The 24646-nt window shown below is 56.9% G+C and carries 26 protein-coding genes and 1 tRNA gene; 13 read left to right on the top strand and 14 right to left on the bottom strand.

The window, feature by feature from the left end; genetic code table 11:
- Positions 1 to 11 precede the first annotated feature (11 nt).
- The 3 genes from LAC65_RS01420 to LAC65_RS01430 form a co-directional block, all read right to left on the bottom strand.
- Positions 12 to 302, bottom strand: coding sequence for a DUF1330 domain-containing protein (locus tag LAC65_RS01420; RefSeq protein WP_039382107.1), 291 nt, complete (start codon positions 300 to 302; stop codon positions 12 to 14).
- The gene (yghU, locus tag LAC65_RS01425; protein WP_039382110.1) at positions 302 to 1183 is read right to left on the bottom strand and encodes a glutathione-dependent disulfide-bond oxidoreductase; all 882 of its coding nucleotides are present in this window, start codon (positions 1181 to 1183) and stop codon (positions 302 to 304) included. Before yghU ends, LAC65_RS01420 begins: the two co-directional genes overlap by 1 nt.
- A gap of 101 nt (positions 1184 to 1284) precedes the next feature.
- On the bottom strand, positions 1285 to 2304 hold the full coding sequence (locus tag LAC65_RS01430; protein ID WP_039382113.1) for a LacI family DNA-binding transcriptional regulator: 1020 nt from the start codon (positions 2302 to 2304) through the stop codon (positions 1285 to 1287).
- Between the two features lie 4 nt (positions 2305 to 2308).
- Between LAC65_RS01430 and LAC65_RS01435 the strand changes: the two genes are divergently transcribed.
- On the top strand, positions 2309 to 2479 hold the full coding sequence (locus LAC65_RS01435) for a hypothetical protein (RefSeq protein ID WP_158249869.1): 171 nt from the start codon (positions 2309 to 2311) through the stop codon (positions 2477 to 2479).
- 54 nt (positions 2480 to 2533) lie between these two features.
- Here the strand turns inward: LAC65_RS01435 and LAC65_RS01440 are convergent, their stop codons facing one another.
- The 6 genes from LAC65_RS01440 to aspA all read right to left on the bottom strand — a co-directional run bounded on the left by LAC65_RS01440 (position 2534) and on the right by aspA (position 9109).
- Positions 2534 to 3418, bottom strand: a complete 885-nt coding sequence (locus LAC65_RS01440; protein ID WP_039382117.1) for a sugar phosphate isomerase/epimerase family protein — start codon at positions 3416 to 3418, stop codon at positions 2534 to 2536.
- A gap of 244 nt (positions 3419 to 3662) precedes the next feature.
- Positions 3663 to 3738: transfer RNA gene (locus LAC65_RS01445), tRNA-Phe, on the bottom strand.
- Between the two features lie 106 nt (positions 3739 to 3844).
- The gene (gene dicD / locus LAC65_RS01450; protein WP_039382120.1) at positions 3845 to 4423 is read right to left on the bottom strand and encodes a division control transcriptional repressor DicD; all 579 of its coding nucleotides are present in this window, start codon (positions 4421 to 4423) and stop codon (positions 3845 to 3847) included.
- A gap of 64 nt (positions 4424 to 4487) precedes the next feature.
- On the bottom strand, positions 4488 to 6173 hold the full coding sequence (locus LAC65_RS01455; RefSeq protein ID WP_039382122.1) for a protein-disulfide reductase DsbD: 1686 nt from the start codon (positions 6171 to 6173) through the stop codon (positions 4488 to 4490).
- An 82-nt stretch (positions 6174 to 6255) separates the two neighbouring features.
- Positions 6256 to 7557, bottom strand: coding sequence for an anaerobic C4-dicarboxylate transporter (locus LAC65_RS01460; protein ID WP_039382125.1), 1302 nt, complete (start codon positions 7555 to 7557; stop codon positions 6256 to 6258).
- A 115-nt stretch (positions 7558 to 7672) separates the two neighbouring features.
- Positions 7673 to 9109 carry an aspartate ammonia-lyase gene (gene aspA, locus LAC65_RS01465; RefSeq protein ID WP_039382126.1) on the bottom strand — a complete coding sequence of 479 codons (1437 nt, stop codon included), beginning with the start codon at positions 9107 to 9109 and terminating at the stop codon, positions 7673 to 7675.
- A 376-nt stretch (positions 9110 to 9485) separates the two neighbouring features.
- Between aspA and LAC65_RS01470 the strand changes: the two genes are divergently transcribed.
- From LAC65_RS01470 to LAC65_RS01485, 4 genes are all read left to right on the top strand, one after another.
- Complete coding sequence (locus tag LAC65_RS01470) at positions 9486 to 9938, top strand: FxsA family protein (protein ID WP_039382127.1); 453 nt, start codon at positions 9486 to 9488, stop codon at positions 9936 to 9938.
- A gap of 194 nt (positions 9939 to 10132) precedes the next feature.
- The gene (locus LAC65_RS01475; protein WP_039382130.1) at positions 10133 to 10426 is read left to right on the top strand and encodes a co-chaperone GroES; all 294 of its coding nucleotides are present in this window, start codon (positions 10133 to 10135) and stop codon (positions 10424 to 10426) included.
- A 46-nt stretch (positions 10427 to 10472) separates the two neighbouring features.
- Positions 10473 to 12122 (top strand): chaperonin GroEL, encoded by a 1650-nt coding sequence (groL, locus tag LAC65_RS01480; RefSeq protein ID WP_039382134.1) that lies wholly within the window; start codon positions 10473 to 10475, stop codon positions 12120 to 12122.
- Positions 12123 to 12320: 198 nt separating this feature from the next.
- Positions 12321 to 12668 (top strand): DUF4156 domain-containing protein, encoded by a 348-nt coding sequence (locus LAC65_RS01485; protein WP_039385686.1) that lies wholly within the window; start codon positions 12321 to 12323, stop codon positions 12666 to 12668.
- Between the two features lie 178 nt (positions 12669 to 12846).
- On the opposite strand, the gene epmB is transcribed toward LAC65_RS01485, so the two are convergent.
- On the bottom strand, positions 12847 to 13875 hold the full coding sequence (gene epmB, locus LAC65_RS01490) for an EF-P beta-lysylation protein EpmB (protein WP_039382136.1): 1029 nt from the start codon (positions 13873 to 13875) through the stop codon (positions 12847 to 12849).
- A gap of 40 nt (positions 13876 to 13915) precedes the next feature.
- Here epmB and efp point away from each other — a divergent pair, with 40 nt between their 5' ends.
- From efp to epmA, 3 genes are all read left to right on the top strand, one after another.
- A complete protein-coding gene (gene efp, locus LAC65_RS01495; protein WP_039382139.1) occupies positions 13916 to 14482 on the top strand; it encodes an elongation factor P in 567 nt (188 codons plus the stop codon).
- Between the two features lie 163 nt (positions 14483 to 14645).
- Entirely contained in the window at positions 14646 to 14780 is a 135-nt protein-coding gene (locus tag LAC65_RS01500; protein WP_039382142.1) for an entericidin A/B family lipoprotein, read from the top strand.
- Between the two features lie 136 nt (positions 14781 to 14916).
- Entirely contained in the window at positions 14917 to 15894 is a 978-nt protein-coding gene (epmA, locus tag LAC65_RS01505; RefSeq protein WP_039382145.1) for an elongation factor P--(R)-beta-lysine ligase, read from the top strand.
- 39 nt (positions 15895 to 15933) lie between these two features.
- Here the strand turns inward: epmA and degS are convergent, their stop codons facing one another.
- The 3 genes from degS to zapG form a co-directional block, all read right to left on the bottom strand.
- Complete coding sequence (gene degS, locus LAC65_RS01510; RefSeq protein ID WP_039382147.1) at positions 15934 to 17013, bottom strand: outer membrane-stress sensor serine endopeptidase DegS; 1080 nt, start codon at positions 17011 to 17013, stop codon at positions 15934 to 15936.
- A gap of 86 nt (positions 17014 to 17099) precedes the next feature.
- Positions 17100 to 18470, bottom strand: coding sequence for a serine endoprotease DegQ (degQ, locus tag LAC65_RS01515; protein ID WP_039382149.1), 1371 nt, complete (start codon positions 18468 to 18470; stop codon positions 17100 to 17102).
- A gap of 109 nt (positions 18471 to 18579) precedes the next feature.
- Positions 18580 to 18990 carry a Z-ring associated protein ZapG gene (gene zapG / locus LAC65_RS01520; protein WP_039382152.1) on the bottom strand — a complete coding sequence of 137 codons (411 nt, stop codon included), beginning with the start codon at positions 18988 to 18990 and terminating at the stop codon, positions 18580 to 18582.
- Between the two features lie 189 nt (positions 18991 to 19179).
- Between zapG and zapE the strand changes: the two genes are divergently transcribed.
- From zapE to sspB, 5 genes are all read left to right on the top strand, one after another.
- A complete protein-coding gene (gene zapE, locus LAC65_RS01525) occupies positions 19180 to 20307 on the top strand; it encodes a cell division protein ZapE (protein WP_039382155.1) in 1128 nt (375 codons plus the stop codon).
- A 238-nt stretch (positions 20308 to 20545) separates the two neighbouring features.
- A complete protein-coding gene (gene rplM / locus LAC65_RS01530) occupies positions 20546 to 20974 on the top strand; it encodes a 50S ribosomal protein L13 (RefSeq protein WP_039382157.1) in 429 nt (142 codons plus the stop codon).
- A gap of 15 nt (positions 20975 to 20989) precedes the next feature.
- Entirely contained in the window at positions 20990 to 21382 is a 393-nt protein-coding gene (gene rpsI / locus LAC65_RS01535; RefSeq protein WP_039382160.1) for a 30S ribosomal protein S9, read from the top strand.
- Positions 21383 to 21709: 327 nt separating this feature from the next.
- Positions 21710 to 22351, top strand: a complete 642-nt coding sequence (sspA, locus tag LAC65_RS01540; protein WP_039382163.1) for a stringent starvation protein SspA — start codon at positions 21710 to 21712, stop codon at positions 22349 to 22351.
- Positions 22352 to 22353: 2 nt separating this feature from the next.
- The gene (sspB, locus tag LAC65_RS01545; protein ID WP_039382169.1) at positions 22354 to 22839 is read left to right on the top strand and encodes a ClpXP protease specificity-enhancing factor; all 486 of its coding nucleotides are present in this window, start codon (positions 22354 to 22356) and stop codon (positions 22837 to 22839) included.
- Positions 22840 to 22891: 52 nt separating this feature from the next.
- Here sspB and LAC65_RS01550 read toward each other — a convergent pair whose 3' ends face one another.
- Positions 22892 to 24646, bottom strand: a complete 1755-nt coding sequence (locus LAC65_RS01550; RefSeq protein ID WP_039382173.1) for a sulfite reductase subunit alpha — start codon at positions 24644 to 24646, stop codon at positions 22892 to 22894.

Here is a 24646-nt window from a genome sequence, read left to right on the forward strand (position 1 = left end):
GCGTCGGCGCGTTATGCGACCCCGTTGACCAGGATAACGCGGTAGTTAGCGCCTTTCACGCGGTGCGCTTTCGCTTCCTGATAAGCCGGACTGTGATACCAGGCGCGCGCGGCGTCCATATCGGCAAATGCCAGAACGACAACGCCTTCGGCATCCCGGCCTTCCAGCACTTCCTGCTCGCCATAAAAAGCCAGCGGCGTGATCTGATGATCGCCACGCGCGTCGCCCGCTTTCTGTGAGTAGGTTGCCAGCTCATCTTTGTCCAGCGTCTCATCCTTAATCATTACCATGTAAGCGGTCATTACTTCTCTCCCCGTGCCTGACGTTTATCTTCGGTGTTGTGTTCAAAATCGCTGGCGTCATGCCGCTCCAGCAGCTGATCCTGCGGCTCAGCGCCAAAGGCGCGATTAACTTTACGTCCGCGTACTACCGCCGGACGCTCCGCGATCTCTTTCGCCCAGCGCACCACGTTGGTGTAAGCCTGCACATCCAGAAACTCTGCTGCACCATACAGGCCATTCAGCACCAGGTTGCCATACCAGGGCCAGGTCGCGATATCCGCAATGGTATAGGCGTTACCTGCGAGGAAGCGGTGATCCGCCAGCTGGCGATCCAGCACATCCAGCTGACGCTTCGCTTCCAGCGTAAAGCGGTTGATGGCGTATTCAATTTTCTCCGGTGCATAGTGGTAGAAGTGGCCAAAGCCGCCGCCAAGATAGGGTGCAGAACCCTGCAGCCAGAAGAGCCAGTTCAGGGTTTCAGTGCGGCCCGCCACATCTTCCGGAATAAAGTAGCCAAACTTCTCCGCCAGATAGAGCAGGATATTACCTGATTCAAACACCCGCTGCGGTGGCGTCACGGAGTGGTCGCTCAGCGCCGGAATTTTAGAGTTAGGGTTCACATCAACAAAACCGCTGGAGAACTGATCGCCTTCACCAATGCGGATGAGCCAGGCGTCATACTCCGCCTCTTTTACGCCCACCGCCAGCAGCTCCTCCAGCAGAATAGTGACCTTCTGACCATTTGGCGTACCGAGCGAGTAGAGCTGCAGCGGATGCTTCCCGACCGGCAGCGCATGCTCATGCGTGGCGCCAGCGGCAGGGCGGTTCGTGCTGGCGCCGTTGCCTTTGGCTTCCGGTTCCCAGGTCCAGACTTTTGCGGGCTGATACTGATTATCTGACATCGTCATTTCACCTTATGGTCGTGAGCGTTGCGCTGCCACTGAGTGTAGCAGCGCAATTCCGCGCCGATTTAACCGCGCTGGCGGTGAGCGGGTTTGCGGGATCAGGTACAGTTCTCCTGGGTATAGAGCATAAAGTCGACTTTGCCCGGCGCGTAAGTATCAGGCTGCTCGCGCTCTTCCAGATGCCGCAGCAGCAGGGTCAGAGCGAGTTCAGCGTGGCGCTGCGTGTTCTGATCGAGGGTCAGGGTCAGGATGCGCTGCTGCAGCAGCTGGCGCGTAGTTGCATAAAGTTCATGCGTCACATAAACCGTGCTGCCGCACAGCCGGTGGCGCGCCAGCGCTTCATAAATCTGGGTATTGCCCATGCCGGTGTTATAGAGTCCGGCGATCTGGCGCGATCCCGCCAGCGTTTTTTCCAGCAGCCGGCTGATGCGTTCGCGATCGTCCTGGCCGGCGAGGATCTCACGCAGTCGCAGCTGCGGAAAGCGCTCAGCCAGCACCTGCTGAAAACCTTCAATACGCTGCTGGTGCGCGAGGTAGTCAGCGCGACCGCTGATCAGCACCACATCCCCTGTACTGGCCGCCATGCTGCCGAGCATCAGGCCCGCCGTGCGTCCCGCTTTGTATTGATCGATACCGACATGGCAGAGCCGCGGCGCGTCAGGCAGATCGCTCACCAGCGTGATGACCGGCACGCCCCGCGCCTGGCAGCTGGCCAGCGCCTGATAAATCAGCGGGCTGGCGTGGGCAAAAACAATCAGCCCGTCCATTCTTTTACTGCCGGCATCGATATGGGCCGCCAGTTTCTCCGGCGCATCTTCCGGGATAAGCGTGCGATGCAGCCGGACGCGCCGGTAGCCCAGCGCATCTGCCAGACGGGCAAACTCCTGCGCCAGCTGCTGAAAGAAGAATGAGCCGTTGCCGCTCAGGATGACCTCAATCTGCCAGCTGTGACGATGCTCCTCCGGGAGAATACGTTTTAAGCCCGCCTCCCGGGCCGCCTGCAGCACTTTTCGCGTCATTGCGGGCGAGACGCCCCCGCGATCGTTCAGGACCCGATCCACGGTTGCGACGCCAACGCCTGCGCGCTTAGCCAGTCCGGCCAGCGTGGTTGCTTTCATTCGAGTGAATTCCATCAAAAAACTGCGTTCTGACAGCCTGCCAGAACGGGATATTTTGACAAGACAGGGCATTCTGAAGTGTGAGCTAAAGGAGGAGATCCGCAGCTTTGCTGTTGATATGGCGATGATAATAGTGCCGCTGCAGAAGGGCGCGGTGATGCCTGGCGCGATGTAAGCGGTGCGTTTCCCCCTGCAGGGCCCAGGGGGAGAATACTACCCGATGCGGCAATCAGAGGTTCAGCAGTTCGCGCTCAATCAGTTCGCGCGTCTCTACCGCCTGATAGCGCATCTTCTCCGGATAGCCGAATAGCGCCGCTGAGATAATCGACTCACCGCCGACTTTGAAGCTGCGCCGGGCAAAATCCATCTCGCGCAGCGCTTCAAACAGCGCATCGAAGTTGACTTCGCCTTCTCCCACCGCGACGTGCTGATGGATGGTTGCGTCCACGCCGGGCGGATTCACAATGTAGCGGCAGTGTTTGGTGTGGTTCATGGTATCGGCGATCAGCATATGCGACAGATCGTCGCCAGCGTAGTGCAGCATGTTTTTCACATCCCCTTTGCCTTTGTCATAATAGAAGGTGTGGGGCGCACTATAGATATACTTCACGTTATCGCTGCGAAACGACTTCACGATATCCGCTGTTTCATTGTTCTCTTCGCAGAAATCCCACGGGTGCGCCTGGATTTCAATGCGGATCCCTTCCCGCTCAACGATCGGCAGCAGCTCCTCCATAGAGCGGTAGAACATCTCTTCGCAGATTTCTGGCTCATTAGGGTTGCCGGAGAGTTCGGTATTGATAACCTGCACGCCCATCTCAACCGCAATCTCAATCATGCGCTTCCAGTTTTTTACCGCCGCCTGACGCCGCAGCTCGTCGGGTCCCGACCAGCGATAAACCGTGATGAAGGAAGAGATTTCGGTGCCGGTGGCGTTCAGCGCATTTTTATATTCACGCAGGATTTCGCGGCTGGCTTTGGGGTGTTTATAAAAGGGATTGATCTGCGGATGGGGTGATTGCTCAATATATTTATAGCCCCATTCTGCCACCTGATGCACCATCCGGGTAATGCCGAGATCCCGGATAACATCCACGTCAAAAGCAATTTTCATGCTGTCGCTTCTCCTGCGCTATTCCGCTGCCAGCGTTGTTCCGGACAGGCGGAAGCTGATGCAGAAACGCCAAGCAGACGGAGAATGTGTTTATCAGCCACTATAGGAAGGGAAGTCGGCGCGTTCTACGATTTTGCTGATGTAAAACCATCAGGACGGCACCGGCTACAGGAGCAGCAGGCAAAGCGGAATGAATAAAGCAGAAAAGCAAAAACCCGGCCATAAGGCCGGGTTTTCTGAATTGTGGTGCCCGAACCCGGAATCGAACCAGGGACACGCGGATTTTCAATCCGCTGCTCTACCGACTGAGCTATTCGGGCAACGGGGCGCATTAAACCTTAATGGCCGCAGATCGTCAACGGGTTTTAGCAAAAAAGCGCGCTATCCGTGACTGACTGCCTGCTTTTCAGGCATGTCAGCCCGTTTTCAGGCGAGTGCGCCGTTCTGACGACAGAGCGCAATACTGAATACATCTTCCGCCAGGCGCCGGGCGGTCGCCACATCCTGTACGTTGCGTTTCACCAGCAGTTTGCTCAGGCAGCCCTCGAGGATCAGCTCCATCTGATCGGCCACCATCGCGGGATTATCCAGCGCCAGCTCAACCAGGATCTCATGGGTAAACTGCCATGAGTGTCGCTTCTGCTGCTCCGCCAGCTGGTGCACCGGCTGGTCAGGCTGCGGATAGAAGCTGCAGGCAGCAATAAACAGGCAGCCGGGAAACCGGCCTTTGCTGACATACTCTGCCAGCACGTCATAGCGCGCCATCAGCTTTTGCGCCGGAGTGAGCCGCTCATCCAGCTGTACCTGACGCCGCCAGCTGTCGATCTGCTGACCGTGATAGCGCAGTGCATCATAGAGCAGCGCATCGCAGTCGGGCCAGTAGCGGGTCAGCTGTCCGGTGCTGAGGCCGGTTTCACCTGCCAGCTGTGGCAGCGACAGGGTGGCCGCCAGGCCGTGTTGTTCGAGCACATTCAGCGCATGCTCCAGAATTTGTTCGCGTTGCACATGACTCTCCTCTGGAATATCGGCCCGCTCGTCGATGAGCGGGCAGTGGCTGAACCAGTGTCGTTTAACGCGGCAGATTCTGCAAATGCGCGCGAAACGCTGCCGCACGCAGAAAGCCGCTGATACGCGAATCGGGGATCTCGCGACCCTGCGCGTCAAAAAACAGAATGGTCGGTAATCCCGCCACCTGCAGCTGCTTCAGCAGGGCATTGTCCTGCGCGCTGTTTGCGGTGACATCCGCCTGCAGCAGCTGCACGTCAGCAAGCGCGCTGGCGACTGCCGGATTGCTGAAGGTATATTTTTCAAACTCTTTGCAGGCGACACACCAGTCGGCATAGAGATCGAGCATGGTGATGCGCCCCGGTGCCTGCTGCAGCGCCTGCTCAAGCTCCGCGCTGCTGCTGATGCGCTTAAAGGGCAGGTGTGCCACGCTCTGGCTTGCCGTAGCGCCAAACGCCCATTCCTGCAGCGGCCGCGCCATAATCAGCGCTGCCCCTAACATCACCAGCGGCACGACGCGCCACCTGCCGCGCGCGTTGATGCTGTGAATAAATGTCCAGCTGAAAAACGCTACGCCCAGCAGGCTCCAGAGCCGCAAACCCCAGGTGTCGCCGAGGATACGCTCCAGCAGAAATACCGGCAGCGCCAGGATAACAAACCCGAATGCCTCTTTTACCGTCTGCATCCACGGGCCGCTTTTGGGCAGTAGCCGATGGCCAAAAAGCGTGACGGCGATCAGCGGCAGCCCCATTCCCACGGCGTAGAGCCACAGCGTGCCGGCGCCGGCCCACAGGTTTCCGCTCTGTGCGATATATAGCAGGATCGCGCTGAGCGGCGCCGTGGTGCAGGGGGAGCAGATAAGCCCGGCCAGCGCGCCCATGACAAATACGCCAGGCAGCGAGCCGCCGCGCTGCTGATTGCTCCAGAGCGCAAGACGCGTCTGCAGGCTGGCGGGCAGCTGCAGCGAAAACAGGCCAAACATCGACAGCGCCAGCAGAATAAACAGCAGCGACAGACCCGCCAGGACGTATGGATGCTGCAGCGCCGCCTGAAAGCGCAGCCCGGCCGCCGCGACCACAACGCCCAAAAGCGTGTAGGTCAGCGCCATGCCCTGCACATAGACCAGCGCCAGCGCCAGCAGCCGGCCGACGCTGTAGCGGCGTGCGCCGCCGAGGATAATGCCGGAAATCAGCGGGTACATCGGCAGGACACAGGGGGTAAAGGCGACGCCGATACCGATCAGCAGTGCCCAGAGCGGCGAGAAGGGCAGCGGCGTGGCGGCAGGCTGCGCCGTAACCGGCGCGCTGCCGCTGCTGACGGCGCTCAGCGGAACGGTACGGCTCTCCGGCGGGTAGCAGAATCCGGCCGCGGCGCAGCCCTGATACGTCACCGTCAGCGTGGCGCCCGCATCCGCCCGCTGCAGCGTCACCGGCAGCGTCACCGCCTGACGATAGATCTCGCTTTTGCCATAAAATTCATCTTCATGCGCTTCGCCAGCCGGCAGCGTCAGCGGGGCCAGCTGCGCGTGCTGAGCCGTAATCTTCATCTGCTGACGATAGAGATAGTAGCCGGGCCTGACCTGCCAGTTCAGCGTCAGCGTTGAGCCCCGCTGAGAAAAATCAAACTGAAAGGCCTGATCGACCGGCACAAAGCGGCTGGTGGATTTCGGCGCAAAGAGATCGGCCTGAGCCGACAGGCAAAGCAGCAGCGTCAGGCAGAGCGTCAGCAGGCGGGAAAGAGGTGCAGCCATAAAAGATTAATCAACTCCGGTAGTGCAGAAGCGGTGAGCATAGCACGACCGCTTCGGCACAGGATTTCATAATGTAACGGCGTCAGAGGATCAGACTGCCAAACAGAAAGCCAAACGCCACGGAAAAGGCGATGGCCAGTATGCCCGGAATAATAAAGGAGTGGTTAAAGACAAACTTGCCGATTCGCGTCGAACCGGTGTCATCCATTTCCACCGCGGCCAGCAGCGTCGGATAGGTAGGCAGGACAAAGAGCGCTGATACCGCCGCAAACGAGGCCACTGCCGCCAGCGGCGAGACGCCGAGCATCAGTGCTGCCGGCATCAATGCTTTGGTGGTTGCCGCCTGCGAATAAAGCAAGGTGGCGGCAAAAAACAGCACCAGCGCCAGCATCCAGGGATAGCGCTGCAGCATGTCGCCCGCCAGAGTCTGGATCTCGCTCAGGTGCGCTTTGACAAAGGTATCGCCCAGCCACGCCACGCCCATGACGCAGATGCAGGCGCTCATGCCCGATTTAAACGTGCTGGCACTGAGGATCTCACTGCTGTCCACGCGGCAGGTCAGACAGATCAGCGTAGCGACCGTGAGCATAAACACGACGATCGCTTCGTTACGCGGCAGCACCAGGCTGGCGATCAGGCCCACGCTGTCGCTGATGGCGGTGGCATAGAGCACCACTGCCACAATGCCGGTCAGAAACAGCAATACGGCGCGGCGCGCGCCGGGTCGGGTGGTATACACTTTCTCACCGCGCAGCGTCACGTCGCCTCTGGCAAGTCGCGCCTGATAGATTGCATCATCCTTCAGCTCTGTACCCAGAAAGTTGGTGATCACTGCCGCGCAGAAGATTGCCGCCATCGTTGAGGGCAGCGCCACGCCCAGCAGCGCCAGATAGCTGACGCCGCGGGGTTCCAGTATGGAGGCAAAAAATACCACTGCCGCAGAGAGCGGAGAGGCGGTGATCGCAATCTGGGAGGCCACCACCGCGATAGAGAGCGGACGCGATGGCCTGACGCCCTGCTCTTTAGCAACTTCAGCGATAACCGGCAGCGTGGAAAAAGCGGTGTGGCCGGTGCCGGCCAGCAGCGTCATCAGATAGGTCACCAGCGGCGCCAGAAAAGTCACGTAGCGCGGATGGCGGCGCAGCAGCTTTTCCGCCAGCCCGACCAGGTAATCCATACCGCCTGCGACCTGCATGGCAGCAATCGCGGCGATAACGGCCATAATAATTTCGATCACATCAAACGGGATTGCGCCGGGCTTCATGCCGCATACCAGCGTCAATATCAGCACTCCCAGACCGCCGGCAAAGCCGATTCCGATACCGCCCAGACGGGCACCGAGCCAGATCGCCATGAATACCACTGCCAGTTCCACTGCTATCATCCGTTTCTCTCCTCAGGCTGCAGAACGTGCCCCCTGAATGTTGTAGTCGCCACATATAAAAAAAGCACGCCGTATTGTATACAGGCGTGCCCGGGACGACGTGATCGGAAACAGATTACTGTTCGTTTTCGTCGGTATAGCGTTTCGCTTTATAGGTCGGATGCATCAGGTTCTGGACGGAGAAGATATCATCCAGCTCCGCTTCGGTCAGCAGGCCGCGTTCCAGCACCACTTCACGTACGCTTTTGCCGGTTTCAGCACAGACTTTACCCACGATATCGCCGTTGTGATGGCCGATGTAGGGGTTGAGATAGGTGACAATACCGATAGAGTTGAATACGTACGCTTCGCAGACTGCTTTGTTCGCCGTAATGCCGTTAACGCATTTTTCCAGCAGGTTATAGCAGGCGTTGGTCAGGATGCTGACGGATTCAAACAGCGCCTGGCCAATCACCGGTTCCATTACGTTAAGCTGCAGCTGACCCGCCTCAGACGCCATGGTCACCGTGGTATCGTTGCCGATAACCTTAAAACAGACCTGATTCACCACTTCCGGCACCACCGGATTGACTTTGGCTGGCATGATCGAGGAGCCCGCCTGCAGTTCCGGCAGGTTGATTTCGTTCAGGCCGGCGCGCGGACCGGAAGAGAGCAGACGCAGGTCGTTGCAGATTTTTGACAGCTTCACCGCCAGACGCTTCAGCGCTGAATGCACCATCACGTAGGCGCCGCAGTCGGACGTTGCTTCAATCAGATCTTCCGCCGGCACCACCGGCAGATTACTGACTTCTGCCAGGCGCTGCACGGCCAGCTGCTGATAGCCATCCGGCGTATTAAGGCGCGTACCGATTGCGGTTGCGCCAAGGTTCACTTCCAGCAACAGCTCGGCGGTGCGCAGAATATTGCGGGTCTCTTCATTCAGCAGCACGTTAAACGCGTGGAACTCCTGGCCCAGCGACATCGGCACCGCATCCTGCAGCTGGGTGCGGCCCATCTTCAGAATGTTTTCAAACTCCACGGCTTTGCGCTGGAAGCCTTCGCTCAGCTGGGCAATCGCATCCAGCAGCTTGAGAATAGAGGCGTAAACCGCAATCCGGAAGCCGGTCGGGTAGGCATCATTGGTTGACTGGCATTTGTTAACGTGGTCGTTGGGGTTGAGATACTGATACTCACCTTTCTGGTGACCCATCAGCTCCAGGCCGATGTTTGCCAGCACTTCGTTGGTATTCATGTTCACCGAGGTGCCGGCGCCGCCCTGGTAAACATCTACCGGGAACTGATCCATGCATTTGCCGTTGTTCAGCACCTCATCGCAGGCCTGAATAATGGTATTCGCAATGTTGCGCGGGATCGTCTGCAGCTCTTTGTTAGCCAGCGCGGCTGCTTTTTTAACCATCACCATGCCGCGGACAAATTCAGGAATGTCGCTGATTTTGCTGCTACTGATATAGAAATTTTCAATCGCACGCAGAGTATGAACACCGTAGTAAGCATCCGCCGGCACTTCGCGCATGCCTAACAGGTCTTCTTCGATACGAATGTTGTTCGCCATGATTACCTTCTTATTATTGCTGCTCTGATACCGCCACGCATCCGGCATGGATGGAGAGCGAATAACACGCAGGTGAAGCAATTATATTGTCGTGGAATACCAGTGCCGACATTTTATCCATCTTCGGACTGGCGGGCACGATCATATTCTGTCACGGCAGAAATGCTCGTACACAGATCACTTTACGGACATTTGCCCGGCAAGTGGTAATAACGATATGTGATGTATCTCTCACTTTTATGTCAAAAGGAATTATTTGGCCGGTGCGGTTGAAATCCACCGCGCGGGTGCCCATCTCACCACCTATGATCGTTACGATCGCTCTGTTTCTGCCGCCTGGCCTGTCGCGAGGCGGCCCAACTCACAGGAGACACCAGTGCGCTGGTTACCGTTTTTACTCTTTTTTGTCCTGGCGTGGATTGAGATCACGCTGTTTATCCAGGTGGCACATGCGCTGGGCGTGCTGCTGACGATGCTGCTGGTAATTTTTACCTCCTGTATCGGTGTGTCGCTGGTGAAAAATCAGGGCATGAAAAACTTTATGCTGATGCAGGAGAAGCTTGCGCGTAACGAAAGCCCGGCAGCGGAGATGATTAAAAGCGTCTCGCTGATCATCGCCGGTGTGCTGCTGCTGCTGCCCGGCTTCTTTACCGATTTTCTCGGCCTGCTGCTGCTGCTGCCGCCAGTGCAAAAGCTCCTGACGCTGAGGCTGATGCCGCATCTGCGCGTCTGGCGCGGTCCGGGGCAGGGACCCGACAGCGGCGTAACAATGGATGGTGAATTTGAGCGTAAAGATCAGGATCGCATCGGTCACGATAAAGATCGCTGAGGTAAGCGAGGCGGCGCAAGCCGCCTTATTTGTATTCTTTTTAAGCGTTTGTAGCACAAACAAAAATTTTTTTATTTTTTTCCCCTTGAAACTCTCTTGTCTGCCCCTATCTCTTCCTGCACGAGGCCGGAACCCTCAAGCCCGGCGTTCAACCCAAAAATGAATGATTGGACTTCTCAAAGGAGAGCTACCAAATGAAAATTCGTCCGTTGCACGATCGCGTTATCGTCAAGCGTAAAGAAGTTGAAGCTAAATCAGCAGGCGGTATCGTTCTGACCGGCTCTGCAGCTGGCAAATCAACCCGTGGTGAAGTTCTGGCTGTTGGCAATGGCCGCATCCTGGACAACGGCGAGATCAAGCCGCTGGACGTGAAAGTGGGTGATCTGGTGATTTTCAGCGAAGGCTACGGTGCAAAAACCGAGAAAATCGACAACGAAGAAGTTCTGATCATCTCTGAAAGCGACATCCTGGCGATTGTCGAAGCGTAATTTACGCGTAATTCACTGAACGAAACGAATTTAAGGGAAATTTGAAATGGCAGCTAAAGACGTAAAATTCGGTAATGACGCACGCGTAAAAATGCTGCGTGGCGTGAACGTACTGGCAGATGCAGTAAAAGTTACCCTGGGCCCGAAAGGCCGTAACGTGGTTCTGGATAAATCTTTTGGTGCACCGACCATCACTAAAGATGGTGTTTCTGTTGCGCGTGAAATCGAGCTGGAAGATAAGTTCGAGAACATGGGTGCGCAGATGGTGAAAGAAGTCGCGTCTAAAGCAAACGATGCAGCAGGCGACGGCACCACCACCGCAACCGTACTGGCACAGTCTATCGTTAACGAAGGCCTGAAAGCCGTTGCGGCCGGCATGAACCCGATGGATCTGAAGCGCGGTATCGATAAAGCCGTTGTCGCTGCTGTTGAGCAGCTGAAAGCGCTGTCTGTACCTTGCCAGGACACCCGCGCAATCGCGCAGGTAGGTACTATTTCTGCTAACTCCGATGAGAGCGTTGGTACCCTGATCGCCCAGGCGATGGAAAAAGTGGGTAAAGAAGGCGTTATCACCGTTGAAGAAGGCACCGGTCTGCAGGACGAGCTGGACGTAGTGGAAGGTATGCAGTTCGATCGCGGCTACCTCTCTCCTTACTTCATCAACAAGCCAGAAACCGGCGCAGTTGAGCTGGAAAGCCCGTTCATTCTGCTGGCTGACAAGAAAATCTCCAACATTCGTGAAATGCTGCCAGTACTGGAAGCCGTTGCGAAAGCGGGCAAACCACTGCTGATCATCGCGGAAGATGTGGAAGGTGAAGCACTGGCAACGCTGGTGGTGAACACCATGCGCGGTATCGTGAAAGTGGCTGCGGTTAAAGCGCCAGGCTTTGGCGACCGTCGTAAAGCGATGCTGCAGGATATCGCTATCCTGACCGGCGGTACCGTGATCTCTGAAGAGATCGGTATGGAGCTGGAGAAATCCACGCTGGAAGATCTGGGTCAGGCCAAGCGTGTCGTGATCAACAAAGATACCACCACCATCATCGATGGTGTGGGCGATCAGGGCGCTATCTCTGGCCGCGTATCGCAGATCCGTCAGCAGATCGAAGAAGCGACCTCCGATTACGATAAAGAGAAGCTGCAGGAGCGCGTAGCGAAACTGGCAGGCGGCGTAGCCGTACTGAAAGTAGGCGCCGCTACTGAAGTGGAAATGAAAGAGAAGAAAGCCCGCGTTGAAGATGCCCTGCACGCTACCCGTGCTGCGGTAGAAGAAGGCGTGGTAGCGGGCGGCGGTGTCGCGCTGGTTCGCGTTGCGGCTCAGCTGACCGATCTGCGTGGTCAGAACGAAGATCAAAACGTCGGTATCAAAGTTGCGCTGCGCGCAATGGAAGCTCCGCTGCGTCAGATCGTTTCCAACGCCGGTGAAGAGCCTTCCGTTGTGGCAAACAACGTGAAAGCGGGCGACGGTAACTACGGTTACAACGCGCAGACCGAAGAGTACGGCAACATGATCGACTTCGGTATCCTGGACCCGACCAAAGTAACCCGTTCTGCGCTGCAGTACGCGGCCTCTGTAGCTGGTCTGATGATCACTACCGAGTGCATGGTTACCGATCTGCCTAAAGGCGACGCACCTGATTTAGGCGCGGGCGCAGGCGGTATGGGTGGCATGGGCGGTATGGGCGGCATGATGTAATTGTCCCCGACAGCGTAAGCTATCTGCGAAACCCCCGACCGGAAACGGTCGGGGGTTTTTCTTTTGCTGGCGAACAGGGTATAAGTAGGGACGCGATCTTTCGGCTTTGTGGGTTCAGGGCAATGAATGTTCAGAAAAAAAGTGCGCTTTTCTGCTACGCTGCCGCCCGACACTGATGATAATAAAATGGGGATTACAATGCGGATTAACCTCTTGCCCGGACTGGCAGCGGGCATCATGCTGCTGGCGGGTTGCAGCAGCTCAAATCAGCTGAGCGCCGCTGGCGAACGCGTCACGTTTGTCGATGAGCAGCCAGCAAGTCAATGTCAGCTTCTGGGCAACGTCACCGGCTCACAGAGCAACTGGCTGAGCGGGGCGGGCGGCGAAAATAGCGCGCTGCGCGGTGCTGCCAACGATCTGCGCAACCGGGCGGCTGAAATGGGCGGCAACGTTATTTATGGTGCCACCAGCCCGACGCAGAATCTGCTTTCTGCGTTCGCGCCGCTCGACAGCAAAATGACCGGCCAGGTTTACAAGTGTCCGTAATAGCAGAGCAGCAATAAAAAAGCCGCGAGAGCGGCTTTTTTTATTTGCAGCGGAATGTGGGGGTTACGAGCCGCTGTGGTCGCCATTAATGGCGACCCTACATAAGCACGCCGGGTGCGCATCAGTTGCGGCACGTCTGCTTGCAGGGTGCGCATTCATGCGCACCGGAGAGCGAGCGTTACTCCTGACGCAGCTGAAGGTCCAGCGGGGTTTTGCTCGGCTCACCGCCAATCTCACGCGCCAGTCTGGGAACCATATAGCCGGAGACCCGGCTGAGCAGCTGACGCATCAGCGCGCGCGCTTCGGCGTCTGAAACAAAGAAGTGGGCAGCGCCCTGAACTTTGTCGAGCACGTGGAGATAGTAGGGCAGAATGCCGGCATCAAACAGCGCATTACTTAGCTCAGCCAGCGCATCCGCATTATCATTAACGCCGCGCAGCAGCACGCTCTGATTCAGCAGCGTCACGCCCGATCGCTTCAGCAGCTGCAGACGCGCGCGCAGCGCCTCATCAATCTCCTGCGCATGATTGATATGGCTTACCAGCAGCACCTGCAGGCGGGTGTCAGCCAGCAGCTGGCACAGCGTTTCCGTAATGCGCGCCGGGATCACCACTGGCAGCCGGCTGTGAATACGCAGGCGCTTCAGATGCGGGATCTGCTCCAGCGCCGCAATCAGCCAGGCCAGCTCATGATCTTTAGCCATCAGCGGATCGCCGCCGGAAAAGATAATCTCATCCAGCTCCGGGTGCGCGGCAATGTAGTCGATCGCCGCCTGCCAGTTACGCTTGTTGCCCTGATTATCCTGATAAGGAAAGTGACGGCGGAAACAGTAGCGGCAGTTTACCGCACAGCCCCCTTTGACCAGCAGCAGCGCGCGGTTTTTATACTTGTGCAGCAGGCCCGGCACCACGCTGCTCTGCTCATCGAGCGGATCGGTAGTGTAGCCCGGCGCATCGGTAAACTCCTGGCGGCTGGTCAGCACCTGCAGCAGCAGAGGGTCACCGGCATCGCCGTGACGCATGCGCTGAATGAAGGCGCGCGGCACGCGCAGGGCAAAAAGCTGGCGTGCAGCGTGGCCGGCAGCTAATTCCTGATGATGTTCGAGGCCTAAAAGTTGCAGTAATTCAGCAGGATCGGTGACAACATCAGCAAGTTGCTGCAACCAATCTTCTCTGACAGGGGAATTTAGGGTTACAATGTGTGCCATTTTTTTGGCTATTACCAGTTAATATCTACAGAGGGCCTTTATGGCGACTTATCTTAGCAACGATTTTCGTTCCGGTCTTAAAATCATGTTCGAAGGCGAACCGTATGCCATCGAATCCAGTGAATTCGTAAAACCGGGTAAAGGCCAGGCTTTCGCACGCGTTAAAATGCGTCGTCTGCTGACCGGTTCTCGCGTTGAGAAGACCTTCAAATCTACCGACTCTGCCGAAGGCGCAGACGTTCGTGATATGACGCTGCAGTACTCTTACAACGACGGTGACTTCTTCTACTTCATGCACCCTGAGTCGTTTGAACAGTACCAGGTTGAAGCCAAAGTACTGGATGACGTGACCAAGTGGCTGCAGGACAACGCAGAGTGTATCGTAACCCTGTGGAACGATAAACCGATTGCCGTTCAGCCGCCAAACTTCATCGAAGCAGAAATCACCGAAACCGATCCGGGCCTGAAAGGCGATACCGCCGGAACCGGCGGCAAGCCAGCGACCCTGTCTACCGGCGCAGTGATCAAAGTGCCACTCTTCGTTCAGATTGGCGAAGTGGTGAAAGTTGACACCCGCTCGGGTGAATACGTTTCCCGCGTAAAATAAGCACGACATCAGTACTCAATCAGGCGCATCGGTGATGCGCCTTTTTTTATGGCCGCGAAACGCGATGGCGGCGTGAATTTTTCCGGGGCGCAGCTACCAGGGTTGCAGAAGCAGACTATGCTTTAAAAGCTGTACTTTTACTGCAACCAACAAGGATATGGCTATGTTTAAGAAAAGTATTGTCGCAATTTTCTCTGTGCTGGTGCTCTCTTCGGTACTGAGCGGCTGTAACACCACGCGCGGCGTCGGTGAGGATGTCGAAGCGGGTGGTCAGGCAATTCAGCGCAGCACCCAGTAAAATCTGCCGGTGCGAAAGCTTTCGCACCGCTCTTCTTTTCCTCTGATCTGCCAGCTTCTCTTCCGCTACGCCTCGTTGTTTGCTGCTTCTGTTCCGGGTAGACTTCCACCCCTTATTTGTATGAGGAGTCATCACCATGAGCGAAACGGCAAGCTGGCAGCCGAGCGCACCCATTGCCAATTTGTTGAAACGCGCCGCGATTCTGGCGGAAATCAGGCGTTTCTTTGCCGATCGCGGCGTGCTGGAAGTGGATACCCCGGCGATGAGCCAGGCCACCATTACCGATATCCATCTGGTGCCGTTTCAGACGCGTTTTGTCGGACCCGGCGCCAGCGAAGGCCGCGATCTCTGGCTGATGACCAGCCCGGAATACCATATGAAACGGCTGCTGGCCGCTGGCAGCGGGCCGATCTACCAGATGGGTCGCTGCTTCCGTAATGAAGAGGCGGGGCGTCATCACAATCCTGAATTCACCATGCTGGAGTGGTACCGCCCGCACTACGATATGTATCGCCTGATGAACGAGGTGGACGATCTGCTGCAGCAGGTGCTGGAGTGCGACACTGCAGAATCCCTTTCCTATCAGCAGGCGTTTATCCGTCATCTGGAGATTGATCCGCTCTCTGCGGATAAAACGCAGCTGCGCGAAGCCGCGACAAAGCTCGGCGAGGGGGAGCTGGCGCAGCGTGAAGAGGATCGCGATACGCTGCTGCAGCTGCTGTTTATGCTGGGCGTAGAGCCGAAAATTGGCAACGACAAACCCTGCTTTGTCTATCACTTCCCGGCAAGTCAGGCTGCGCTGGCGGAGATCAGCACGGAAGATCATCGCGTTGCTGAACGCTTCGAGGTCTATTACAAAGGGGTTGAGCTGGCGAACGGTTTTCGCGAGCTGACCGACAGCCGTGAGCAGCGTCAGCGTTTTGAACAGGATAACCGTCGTCGTGCGGCGCGCGGGCTGCCGCAGCATCCGATTGACCACTATCTGCTGGATGCGCTGGCGCATGGTATGCCAGCCTGTTCCGGCGTGGCGCTGGGCGTGGATCGCCTGATTATGCTGGCGCTGAAAGCCAGCGCGCTGAGCGATGTGATCGCGTTTCCGGTCGACAGAAGCTGAGAACGTCAGGTTAAGCGCGGCGCCGGCTGGCGCCGCGGCTTACTGGGCGGTGGTGACGGGGGCGGCAGCTTCCGGAAACTCCTGGATCGTAACCGGCAGCGTCATTTTTTGCTCATTGCGCAGCACCTGCACATCAATCACTGAACCGGGGCGGATCTCCGCCACCTGATCCATCGTCTCCTGCGCGGAGAGCGCAGGCTTGCCATTAACCTGCAGCAGCACATCGTTGGCCTGGATCCCGGCGCTATCGGCCGGACCGCCCGGCGCGACGCTGTTAACAATAATACCCTGTACGCGATCGAGATTGCTGCCCTGGCCGTGCAGCGGCGGCAGTTCACGTCCGGTAATGCCGATATAGCCGCGGATCACCCGCCCGTCGCGGATCAGCTTATCCATGATTTTGGCCGCCAGCGCGGTAGGAATAGCGAAGCCGATGCCTTCCGGTGTTTCTCCGTCGTTGCTTTTATCAAAGGTCAGCGTGTTGATACCCATCAGCTCGCCCAGCGAATTGATCAGCGCGCCGCCTGAATTGCCCTGATTAATTGAGGCATCGGTCTGGAGAAAATTTTGCCGGCCGGAAGAGCTCAGGCCGACGCGCCCGGTCGCGCTGATAATGCCCTGTGTGACCGTCTGCCCAAGGTTATAAGGGTTACCAATCGCCATCACGACGTCACCAATGTGCGCCAGCCGCGCAGGGTTAATGGGGATAACCGGCAGGCCTGAGGCGCTGATTTTGAGCACGGCTAAATCGGTCATGGCGTCGGAGCCCACCAGGGTCGCTTCAAAAAAGCGGCCATCCTGCAGCGCCACGATGATCTGATCGGCGTTATTGATAACGTGTTTGTTGGTAAGGATGTACCCTTTCGCGTTCATGATCACACCCGAGCCGAGCGTGGTGATACCGCGATTATTGTTACCGTGGGCGCTGCGGTTGTAGACATTGACTACGGCGGGCACGGCGCGGCGCACCCCCGGATTAAAACTGAAAGGGGTTTCGTCAGCGCTGCTTTCATGATCAAAAGTGACGTCGCTGCCCATCCGCAGCGCCGGGATCGCAACAAGCAGCAAGCCTGCTACGATCAGGCCCATCACCACTGCACGCAAAAGTTTAAGAAACATGGTGTTATTTCAAGCCAGGTGAGATCGCAGGGCAGAATAACATGAGAAAGGCGGACACACACCTGCTTGTCCGCCTGTCGGGGGGATTATCTCAGCAGCAGGTAGATACTCTCGTCGCCGCGTACCACATTCAGCGCCAGCACCGGCGGTTTGCCCTCCAGCACTTTACGCATCTCGGCAAGGCTCTGCACCCGGGTACGGTTTACGCCCACAATCACATCATCTTTCTGCAGACCGACCTGCTCAGCCGGCGTGCCTTTTTCGATGGCGTCGACTTTAATGCCTTTATCGCCTGTTTTGGTGGTGCCGTCGCTCAGCTGCGCGCCCTGCAAAGCAGGAGACATCAGCTGCGCGCTGGCGGTGCTCTGCGCGCTCTGCTCCAGCGTAACGGTCACGCTGACCGGCTTACCGTCGCGCAGCAGACCGATTTTCACCTGCTGGCCTGGCGGCGTGGTGCCTACTTTAACGCGCAGCTCGGCGAAGCTGGCGATCGGCTTATCGTTGATAGAGGTGATGATATCGCCCGATTTTATCCCCGCTTTCTCCGCGGCCGATTTTGGCAACACTTCAGAGACAAATGCGCCGCGCTGCGCGTCAACGTTGAACGCTTTCGCAATATCCGCCGTCATTTCGGTGCCTTTGATACCCAGCTGACCGCGCTTCACTTCGCCGAACTGAATCAGCTGCTGCGCCAGGTTAATCGCCATATCACTGGGGATGGCAAAGCCGATACCAATATTGCCGCCGCTTGATGCCAGAATCGCGGTATTAATACCGATAAGCTCACCGTTCAGGTTGACCAGCGCGCCGCCGGAGTTACCGCGGTTAATCGCCGCATCCGTCTGAATAAAGTTCTCCAGTCCTTCAAGATTAAGACCGCTGCGGCCGAGTGCCGAGATGATCCCGGAGGTGGCCGTCTGACCCAGACCAAACGGGTTACCGATGGCTACCGCAAAGTCGCCGACTTTCAGCGCATCAGAATCGGCGATTTTCACCTGCGTCAGGTTCTTAGCCCCTTCAACCTGAATCAGAGCGATATCTGTCTGCTCGTCGTGGCCAATCAGTTTGGCATCATATTCGTTGCCGTCGCTGAGCTGGACGCTGATTTTGTCCGCACCGTTTACGACGTGGTTGTTCGTCAGAATGTAGCCTTTTGCCGCATCAATAATGACGCCTGAACCCAGGCCTTCAAACGGCTGGGGCTGTGACTGACCGGGCGCCTGGCCGAAAAAACGCTTCAGCGGTTCCGGGATCTCCTGCGCCTGCTGACCACTGTCGCTGCCCTCAACGTGTACGCTGACCACCGCCGGCAGCACTTTCTCCAGCATCGGTGCCAGGCTTGGCAGCGCCTGCCCCTGAATCTGTGCCGGAAGCGCGGCCATCGCGCCTGACGTTGCGGCCAGGCTCATGCTGATACTCAGCGCCAGTGCGCTTAATAGTTTTGTTTGTTTTTTCATGGGTTATCAGGCTCTCGCTGCGAATAGGGGAGTACAGAAAGTGTGACAATCGTTTACTGCAAGTGTTCGAAACAAAAAGGGCACCGCATGAGGCGGTGCCCTGAAAAGATTAACTGCGGGGCGGGGTAGCGCGATCGCTGCCGCGCAGTAACCCGGAAGCGCCTTCAGAGTAGTCGCGCGGGATCTGCACCGGCACCTGATCGTTATCCGCTTCCGCTTCCGTCAGCTGATAGGCGAACGGATTTTTTTCACCCGGCAGATTAGGCAGCAGATCGTTGGATCCTTTTGCCATGTGCTGATAAAGCTGGCGGTAATCGCGCGCCATATTGTCCAGCAGCTCTGCGCTCTGGGCAAAATGGTTGGTGAGCTCTTCGCGATAATCTGCCAGCTCCGCTTTTGATTTTTCCAGTTCATACTGCATGCTGCGCTGTTCGCGCAATTTTTTGTTGCCAAAACGCATAGCGACTGCGCCGACAATAATGCCAATCACTAAACCAATCAGCCCGTATTCCCAGGTCATAATAACTCCCGTGTAATTTCCGTTGCTTCGTAGGGCATTGCTTCAACTTCAACTTCAGCTTCACTATAAGTCACTATACCCGTTAATCTGCAGGAAGTGGAACTATCGGACTGTATCGCTTAGTGTAGAGCGGCCTAATTTTCAGCAACCGACACGTGAATCGGACTTTTCAGGGATTCTGAGAGAACCATGCAAACCTCATCTCCGCTTGCGCGCTATGAGCAGGCGCTGTCGCAGGGCGAGTTCCGCCCGGACGACGTACAACGTGAAGCTATAACCCGCTTAGACGCTATCCAGCAAGGGCTGATTGCCCGTCAGCAGCCGCGTGAAAACAGCGGTCGCGGCCTGCTGGGGCGCCTCTCCCGGCTGGTCGGTAAAGAGAAGCCAGCGCCGGAAGCACCGGTACGCGGTCTCTATATGTGGGGCGGCGTCGGCCGGGGAAAAACCTGGGTCATGGACCTGTTTTTTCAGTCAATTCCTGGCGATCGCAAACTGCGGCTGCACTTTCATCGTTTTATGCTGCGGGTACATGAAGAGCTGACGCAGCTGCAGGGACAAAGCGATCCGCTGCAGATTGTGGCTGACCGTTTTAAAGCAGAGACCGATATCCTCTGCTTTGATGAGTTTTTTGTCTCCGACATTACCGATGCCATGCTGCTGGGTACGCTGATGGAGGCACTGTTCGCACGCGGTATCGCCCTGGTCGCCACCTCCAATATTCCGCCGGACGATCTCTACCGCAACGGTCTGCAGCGCGCGCGCTTCCTGCCCGCTATTGAGCAGATTAAACAGCACTGTGAGGTGATGAACGTGGATGCCGGCATCGACTATCGCCTGCGTACGCTGACGTCAGCACATCTGTGGAACCATCCGCTTAATGACGCCACACAGGCGGAGATGACGCGCATGTTTCGTGCGCTGGCGGGCGGAGCGCCCGATGATGCGCCGGTGCTGGAGATCAATCACCGGGAGATGCCCACCCGTGGAGTACATGAAGGCGTGCTCGCCATTGATTTCCTGACGCTGTGCGGGGCGGGGCGCAGCCAGCACGACTACATTGAGCTATCGCGGCGTTTCCATAGCGTGCTGCTGTTTGATGTGCCGGTGATGATTTATAAAACTGAAGATCAGGCGCGCCGCTTTCTGGCGCTGGTGGATGAATTTTACGAACGCCACGTCAAACTGGTGGTGGCAGCGGAAACCTCGCTGTTTGAAATTTATCAGGGAACCCGGCTGAAGTTCGAGTATCAGCGCTGCCTGTCACGCCTGCAGGAGATGCAGAGCGAGGAGTATCTCCGGCTGCCGCATCTGCCGTGACGCCCGGCCAGAAATCGTGAATTTTGTCGCAAAAAGGTTCGATTTTTAAATCTGACTTCTCTATAATCTTGCGACCCCACGTTACAGCACAGCATTTCTTTTCCCGGAAAGCTGTGTGATCCGGTAACTCTACCTGAGGGGGTGGGCTTGCTGGGCGAAATGGTCGCGTGAGCCTCAATCGTTAACTTAGCGTTTGGGATTTCACCAACGTGTAACTTTTATTTGGGTAAGCTTTTCAATGAAAACTTTTACAGCTAAACCAGAAACCGTACAGCGTGACTGGTATGTTGTTGACGCAACTGGCAAAACCTTGGGTCGCCTGGCGACTGAACTGGCGCGCCGTCTGCGTGGTAAGCACAAAGCGGAATATACTCCGCACGTTGACACCGGTGATTACATCATCGTTCTGAACGCGGACAAAGTTGCTGTAACCGGCAACAAGCGTACCGACAAGATTTACTATCACCACACTGGTCACATCGGTGGTATCAAGCAGGCGACCTTCGAAGAGATGATTGCCCGCCGTCCTGAGCGTGTGATTGAAATCGCGGTTAAAGGCATGCTGCCAAAAGGCCCACTGGGTCGTGCTATGTACCGTAAACTGAAAGTTTACGCAGGCAACGAGCACAACCACGCGGCGCAGCAACCGCAAGTTCTTGACATTTAATCGGGATTATAGGCAATGGCTGAAACTCAAAACTACGGCACTGGTCGCCGCAAAAGCTCTGCCGCTCGCGTCTTTATCAAGCCGGGTAGCGGTAACATCGTAATTAACCAGCGCTCTCTGGAGCAGTACTTCGGTCGCGAGACTGCACGCATGGTCGTGCGTCAGCCGCTGGAGCTGGTTGATATGGTTGGTAAACTGGATCTGTACATCACCGTTAAAGGTGGTGGTATTTCTGGTCAGGCTGGTGCGATCCGTCACGGTATCACCCGCGCTCTGATGGAATACGACGAATCTCTGCGTGCAGAACTGCGCAAAGCGGGCTTTGTTACCCGTGATGCTCGTCAGGTTGAACGTAAGAAAGTCGGCCTGCGTAAAGCACGTCGTCGTCCTCAGTTCTCCAAGCGTTAATTGCTTACTGCTTCGGCAGTGTCAATTGGCTCAAAAAACCCGCTTCGGCGGGTTTTTTATTGGCTGTTATCCCGGTAAAGCAGTGTAAAAACGCGAGCTTTCCCGGCTATTTGCCCGCAAATGCGCAACCCCGCCCCACAAGCTGCTTAAAATCTGGTAAACTCACTGACACTTTGCGCCCGCGAGCCGCGGCCTGAACTGACGCTCCGCTCCGGACATGAGCCGGATATCAGCGCTGCCCGGCAGTGTGCGAGTCTGATGATCGGGTGAGTCGCCGTGTGGTTGGCTATTCGCAGTATATTTTTGTGAACAAACTTGGAGGTTTTCATGGCTGTCGCTGCCAACAAACGTTCGGTAATGACGCTGTTTTCTGGTCCGACTGACATTTTCAGCCATCAGGTACGTATCGTACTGGCTGAAAAGGGCGTCAGCGTGGAGATCGAGCAGGTTGAACCAGATAATCTGCCGCAGGATCTGATTGACCTCAACCCGTATCGCACCGTACCTACGCTGGTTGACCGTGAACTGACGCTGTATGAATCACGCATCATCATGGAGTACCTGGATGAGCGTTTCCCGCATCCTCCGCTGATGCCGGTTTACCCGGTTGCGCGTGGTGAAAGCCGCCTGATGATGCACCGCATCGAGCAGGACTGGTATAGCCTGCTGCGTACCATCGAAACCACCAGCGGCGCTGAGGCAGATGCCGCGCGCAAACAGCTGCGTGAAGAGCTGCTGGCGATTGCGCCGCTGTTTGCGCGCACGCCGTTCTTTATGAGCGAAGAGTTCAGCCTGGTGGATTGCTACCTGGCGCCGCTGCTGTGGCGTCTGCCGCAGATGGGCGTTGATCTGAGCGGTGCCGGCTCGAAAGAGCTGAAAGGTTATATGACACGCGTATTTGAACGCGACTCCTTCCTCGCCTCACTGACGGAAGCTGAGCGGGAAATGCGCCTGCAGGCTCGGGGCTAAGTATGGAAATGTCGCAACTCACCGCGCGTCGCCCCTATCTGCTGCGGGCATTTTACGACTGGCTGCTGGATAATCAGCTGACGCCGCATCTGGTGGTGGATATCAATTTGCCTGGCGTACAGGTCCCGCTGGAGTATGCGCGCGACGGACAGATCGTGCTGAATATTGCGCCGCGTGCGGTAGGCAATCTCGATCTCTCCAATGACGAAGTGCGCTTCAACGCGCGCTTTGGCGGCGTGCCGCGTCAGGTTTCTGTGCCGATGGCTGCTGTAATGGCAATCTACGCGCGTGAAAATGGTGCGGGCACCATGTTCGAACCGGAGCCGGTCTACGATCAGGCGATGGACGATCAGGAAGCGGGTCAGGAAGAGACGGTCATGTCCGTTATCGATGGCGATCGTCCGGATGATGCTCAGGATGAGGATCATTCTCCTGATGACGAGCCACCGCCGCGCGGCGGACGTCCTTCACTGCGCGTTGTTAAGTAATCTTTTCGCGCAGAAAAAACGGGCCTGATGGCCCGTTTTTTTATGCTGTCACTCAGTAGACGTCGCGCAGATAGCGTTTTTCTTTCTTCAGCTGGTCGATATACGCTGCGGCACGTTCACCGGACAGACCGCCAGCCTGACGTACCACTTCATACAGCGCGGCGTCGACATCTTTCGCCATGCGCGATGCATCACCGCAGACGTAAAAGTATGCGCCTTCCTGCAGCCAGGCGTAGAGCTCAGCGCCTTTCTCCAGCATCCGGTTCTGAACATAAATTTTCTCTTCCTGATCGCGCGAGAAGGCGAGATCGAGGTGCGTCAGCAGACCGCTCTGCTGCCAGCCGTGCAGCTCATCACTGTAGATATAGTCATGTTCCTGATGCTGATCGCCGAAAAAGAGCCAGTTTTTGCCTTTTGCTTCCGTTGCCTGGCGCTCCTGCAGAAATGCGCGAAACGGCGCAATACCGGTACCCGGTCCGACCATGATCAGCGGTGCATTGCCATCAGCCGGTACGCGGAACGCTTTATTAGGCGAAATAAAAATAGCCGGCTTCTCGCCACGGCGTACGCGCTCTGCCAGATAAGTGGAACAGACGCCTTTACGCTCGCGTCCGCCGCTGTGATAGCGCACAGAGGCGATGGTCAGGTGCACCTGATTGGGATGCGCTTTGGCGCTGGAGGAGATGGAGTAAGCGCGGTGCTGTAGCGGCCGCAGCATCGCCACAAATTCCGGCACCGACAGGCTGCGCTTCAGCTCCAGCTGCAGCAGATCGAGGCTGTCTTTGCCCCACAGCCAGTTGGCCAGCGTATCTTTATCGTCGTGCTGCAGCACATGCAGCAGCTCCTGGTTGGCGGTGTGCTGGCCAATCCACTCAATGAGCTTGCGTGACGGCTCGGCGATCTCAAACTGATAGGTCAGCAGATCGCCCAGATTGCGATCGAAGCCCGGTACCGGTGTTTCATAGTCCGCTTTCAGCTCAGTCAGCAGCAGCGTGACCAGCGCGGCGTCGTTGACCGGAATAATCCCCAGCGCATCGCCCGCTTCATATTTCAGACCGCTACCGCTGAGATCAAATTCAAAGTGGCGGATATCTTTGGCCGACTGTTCGCCGGAGAGGCGTTTATTGGTGGTCAGCGCAGCCGCATAAGGATTCTGCTTATTGCTGCCGGGGATCACCGGCGCTTCCGGTGCGCTCTCCAGCACGGTGCCGCTGCTGCCGGCGCTGGCGGCAAACTGCGGCATCGCGCTGCCAATCCAGGCATCGGATGGCTCTTCAAAATCGATATCGCAGTCGATGCGATCCACCACGCGGCGCGCACCCAGCTGTTCAAGACGCATATCGATGAATTTACCCGCCTGGCAGAAACCGTCGTAGCCGGTATCGCCAATTGCCAGCACGGCAAAGTGCATCTGCTCCAGGCGCGGTGCGGTGCTGGCTGAAATCGCCTGCCAGAACAGCTGCGCGTTGTCAGGCATCTCACCTTCACCATAGGTTGAGGTCACAATCAGCACATGACGCATGGTGGTGAAGACTTCGAGATCGACCTCACCCAGCGCCTGCACCACCGGGACCAGACCTTTGGCACGAGCCGCTTTAGCCGCGGTCTGGGCCAGCGCTTCGGCATTGCCGGTCTGGGAGCCGTACAGAATGTGCAGCTGCGTAGTTGCGCTGGCGCCAGCGGCAGGCGCCGTCTGCTTATCTTCCAGCACTAACAGGCGCGAGTGGAGACCGGCGAGAAAACCCGCCAGCCAGTATTTCTGCTCACCGTTAAACGGTGCGTCTTCAGGAATGTAAGGAATCTTCAT

Source organism: Pantoea eucrina (genome assembly GCF_020079945.1).
Classification (GTDB): domain Bacteria; phylum Pseudomonadota; class Gammaproteobacteria; order Enterobacterales; family Enterobacteriaceae; genus Pantoea; species Pantoea eucrina.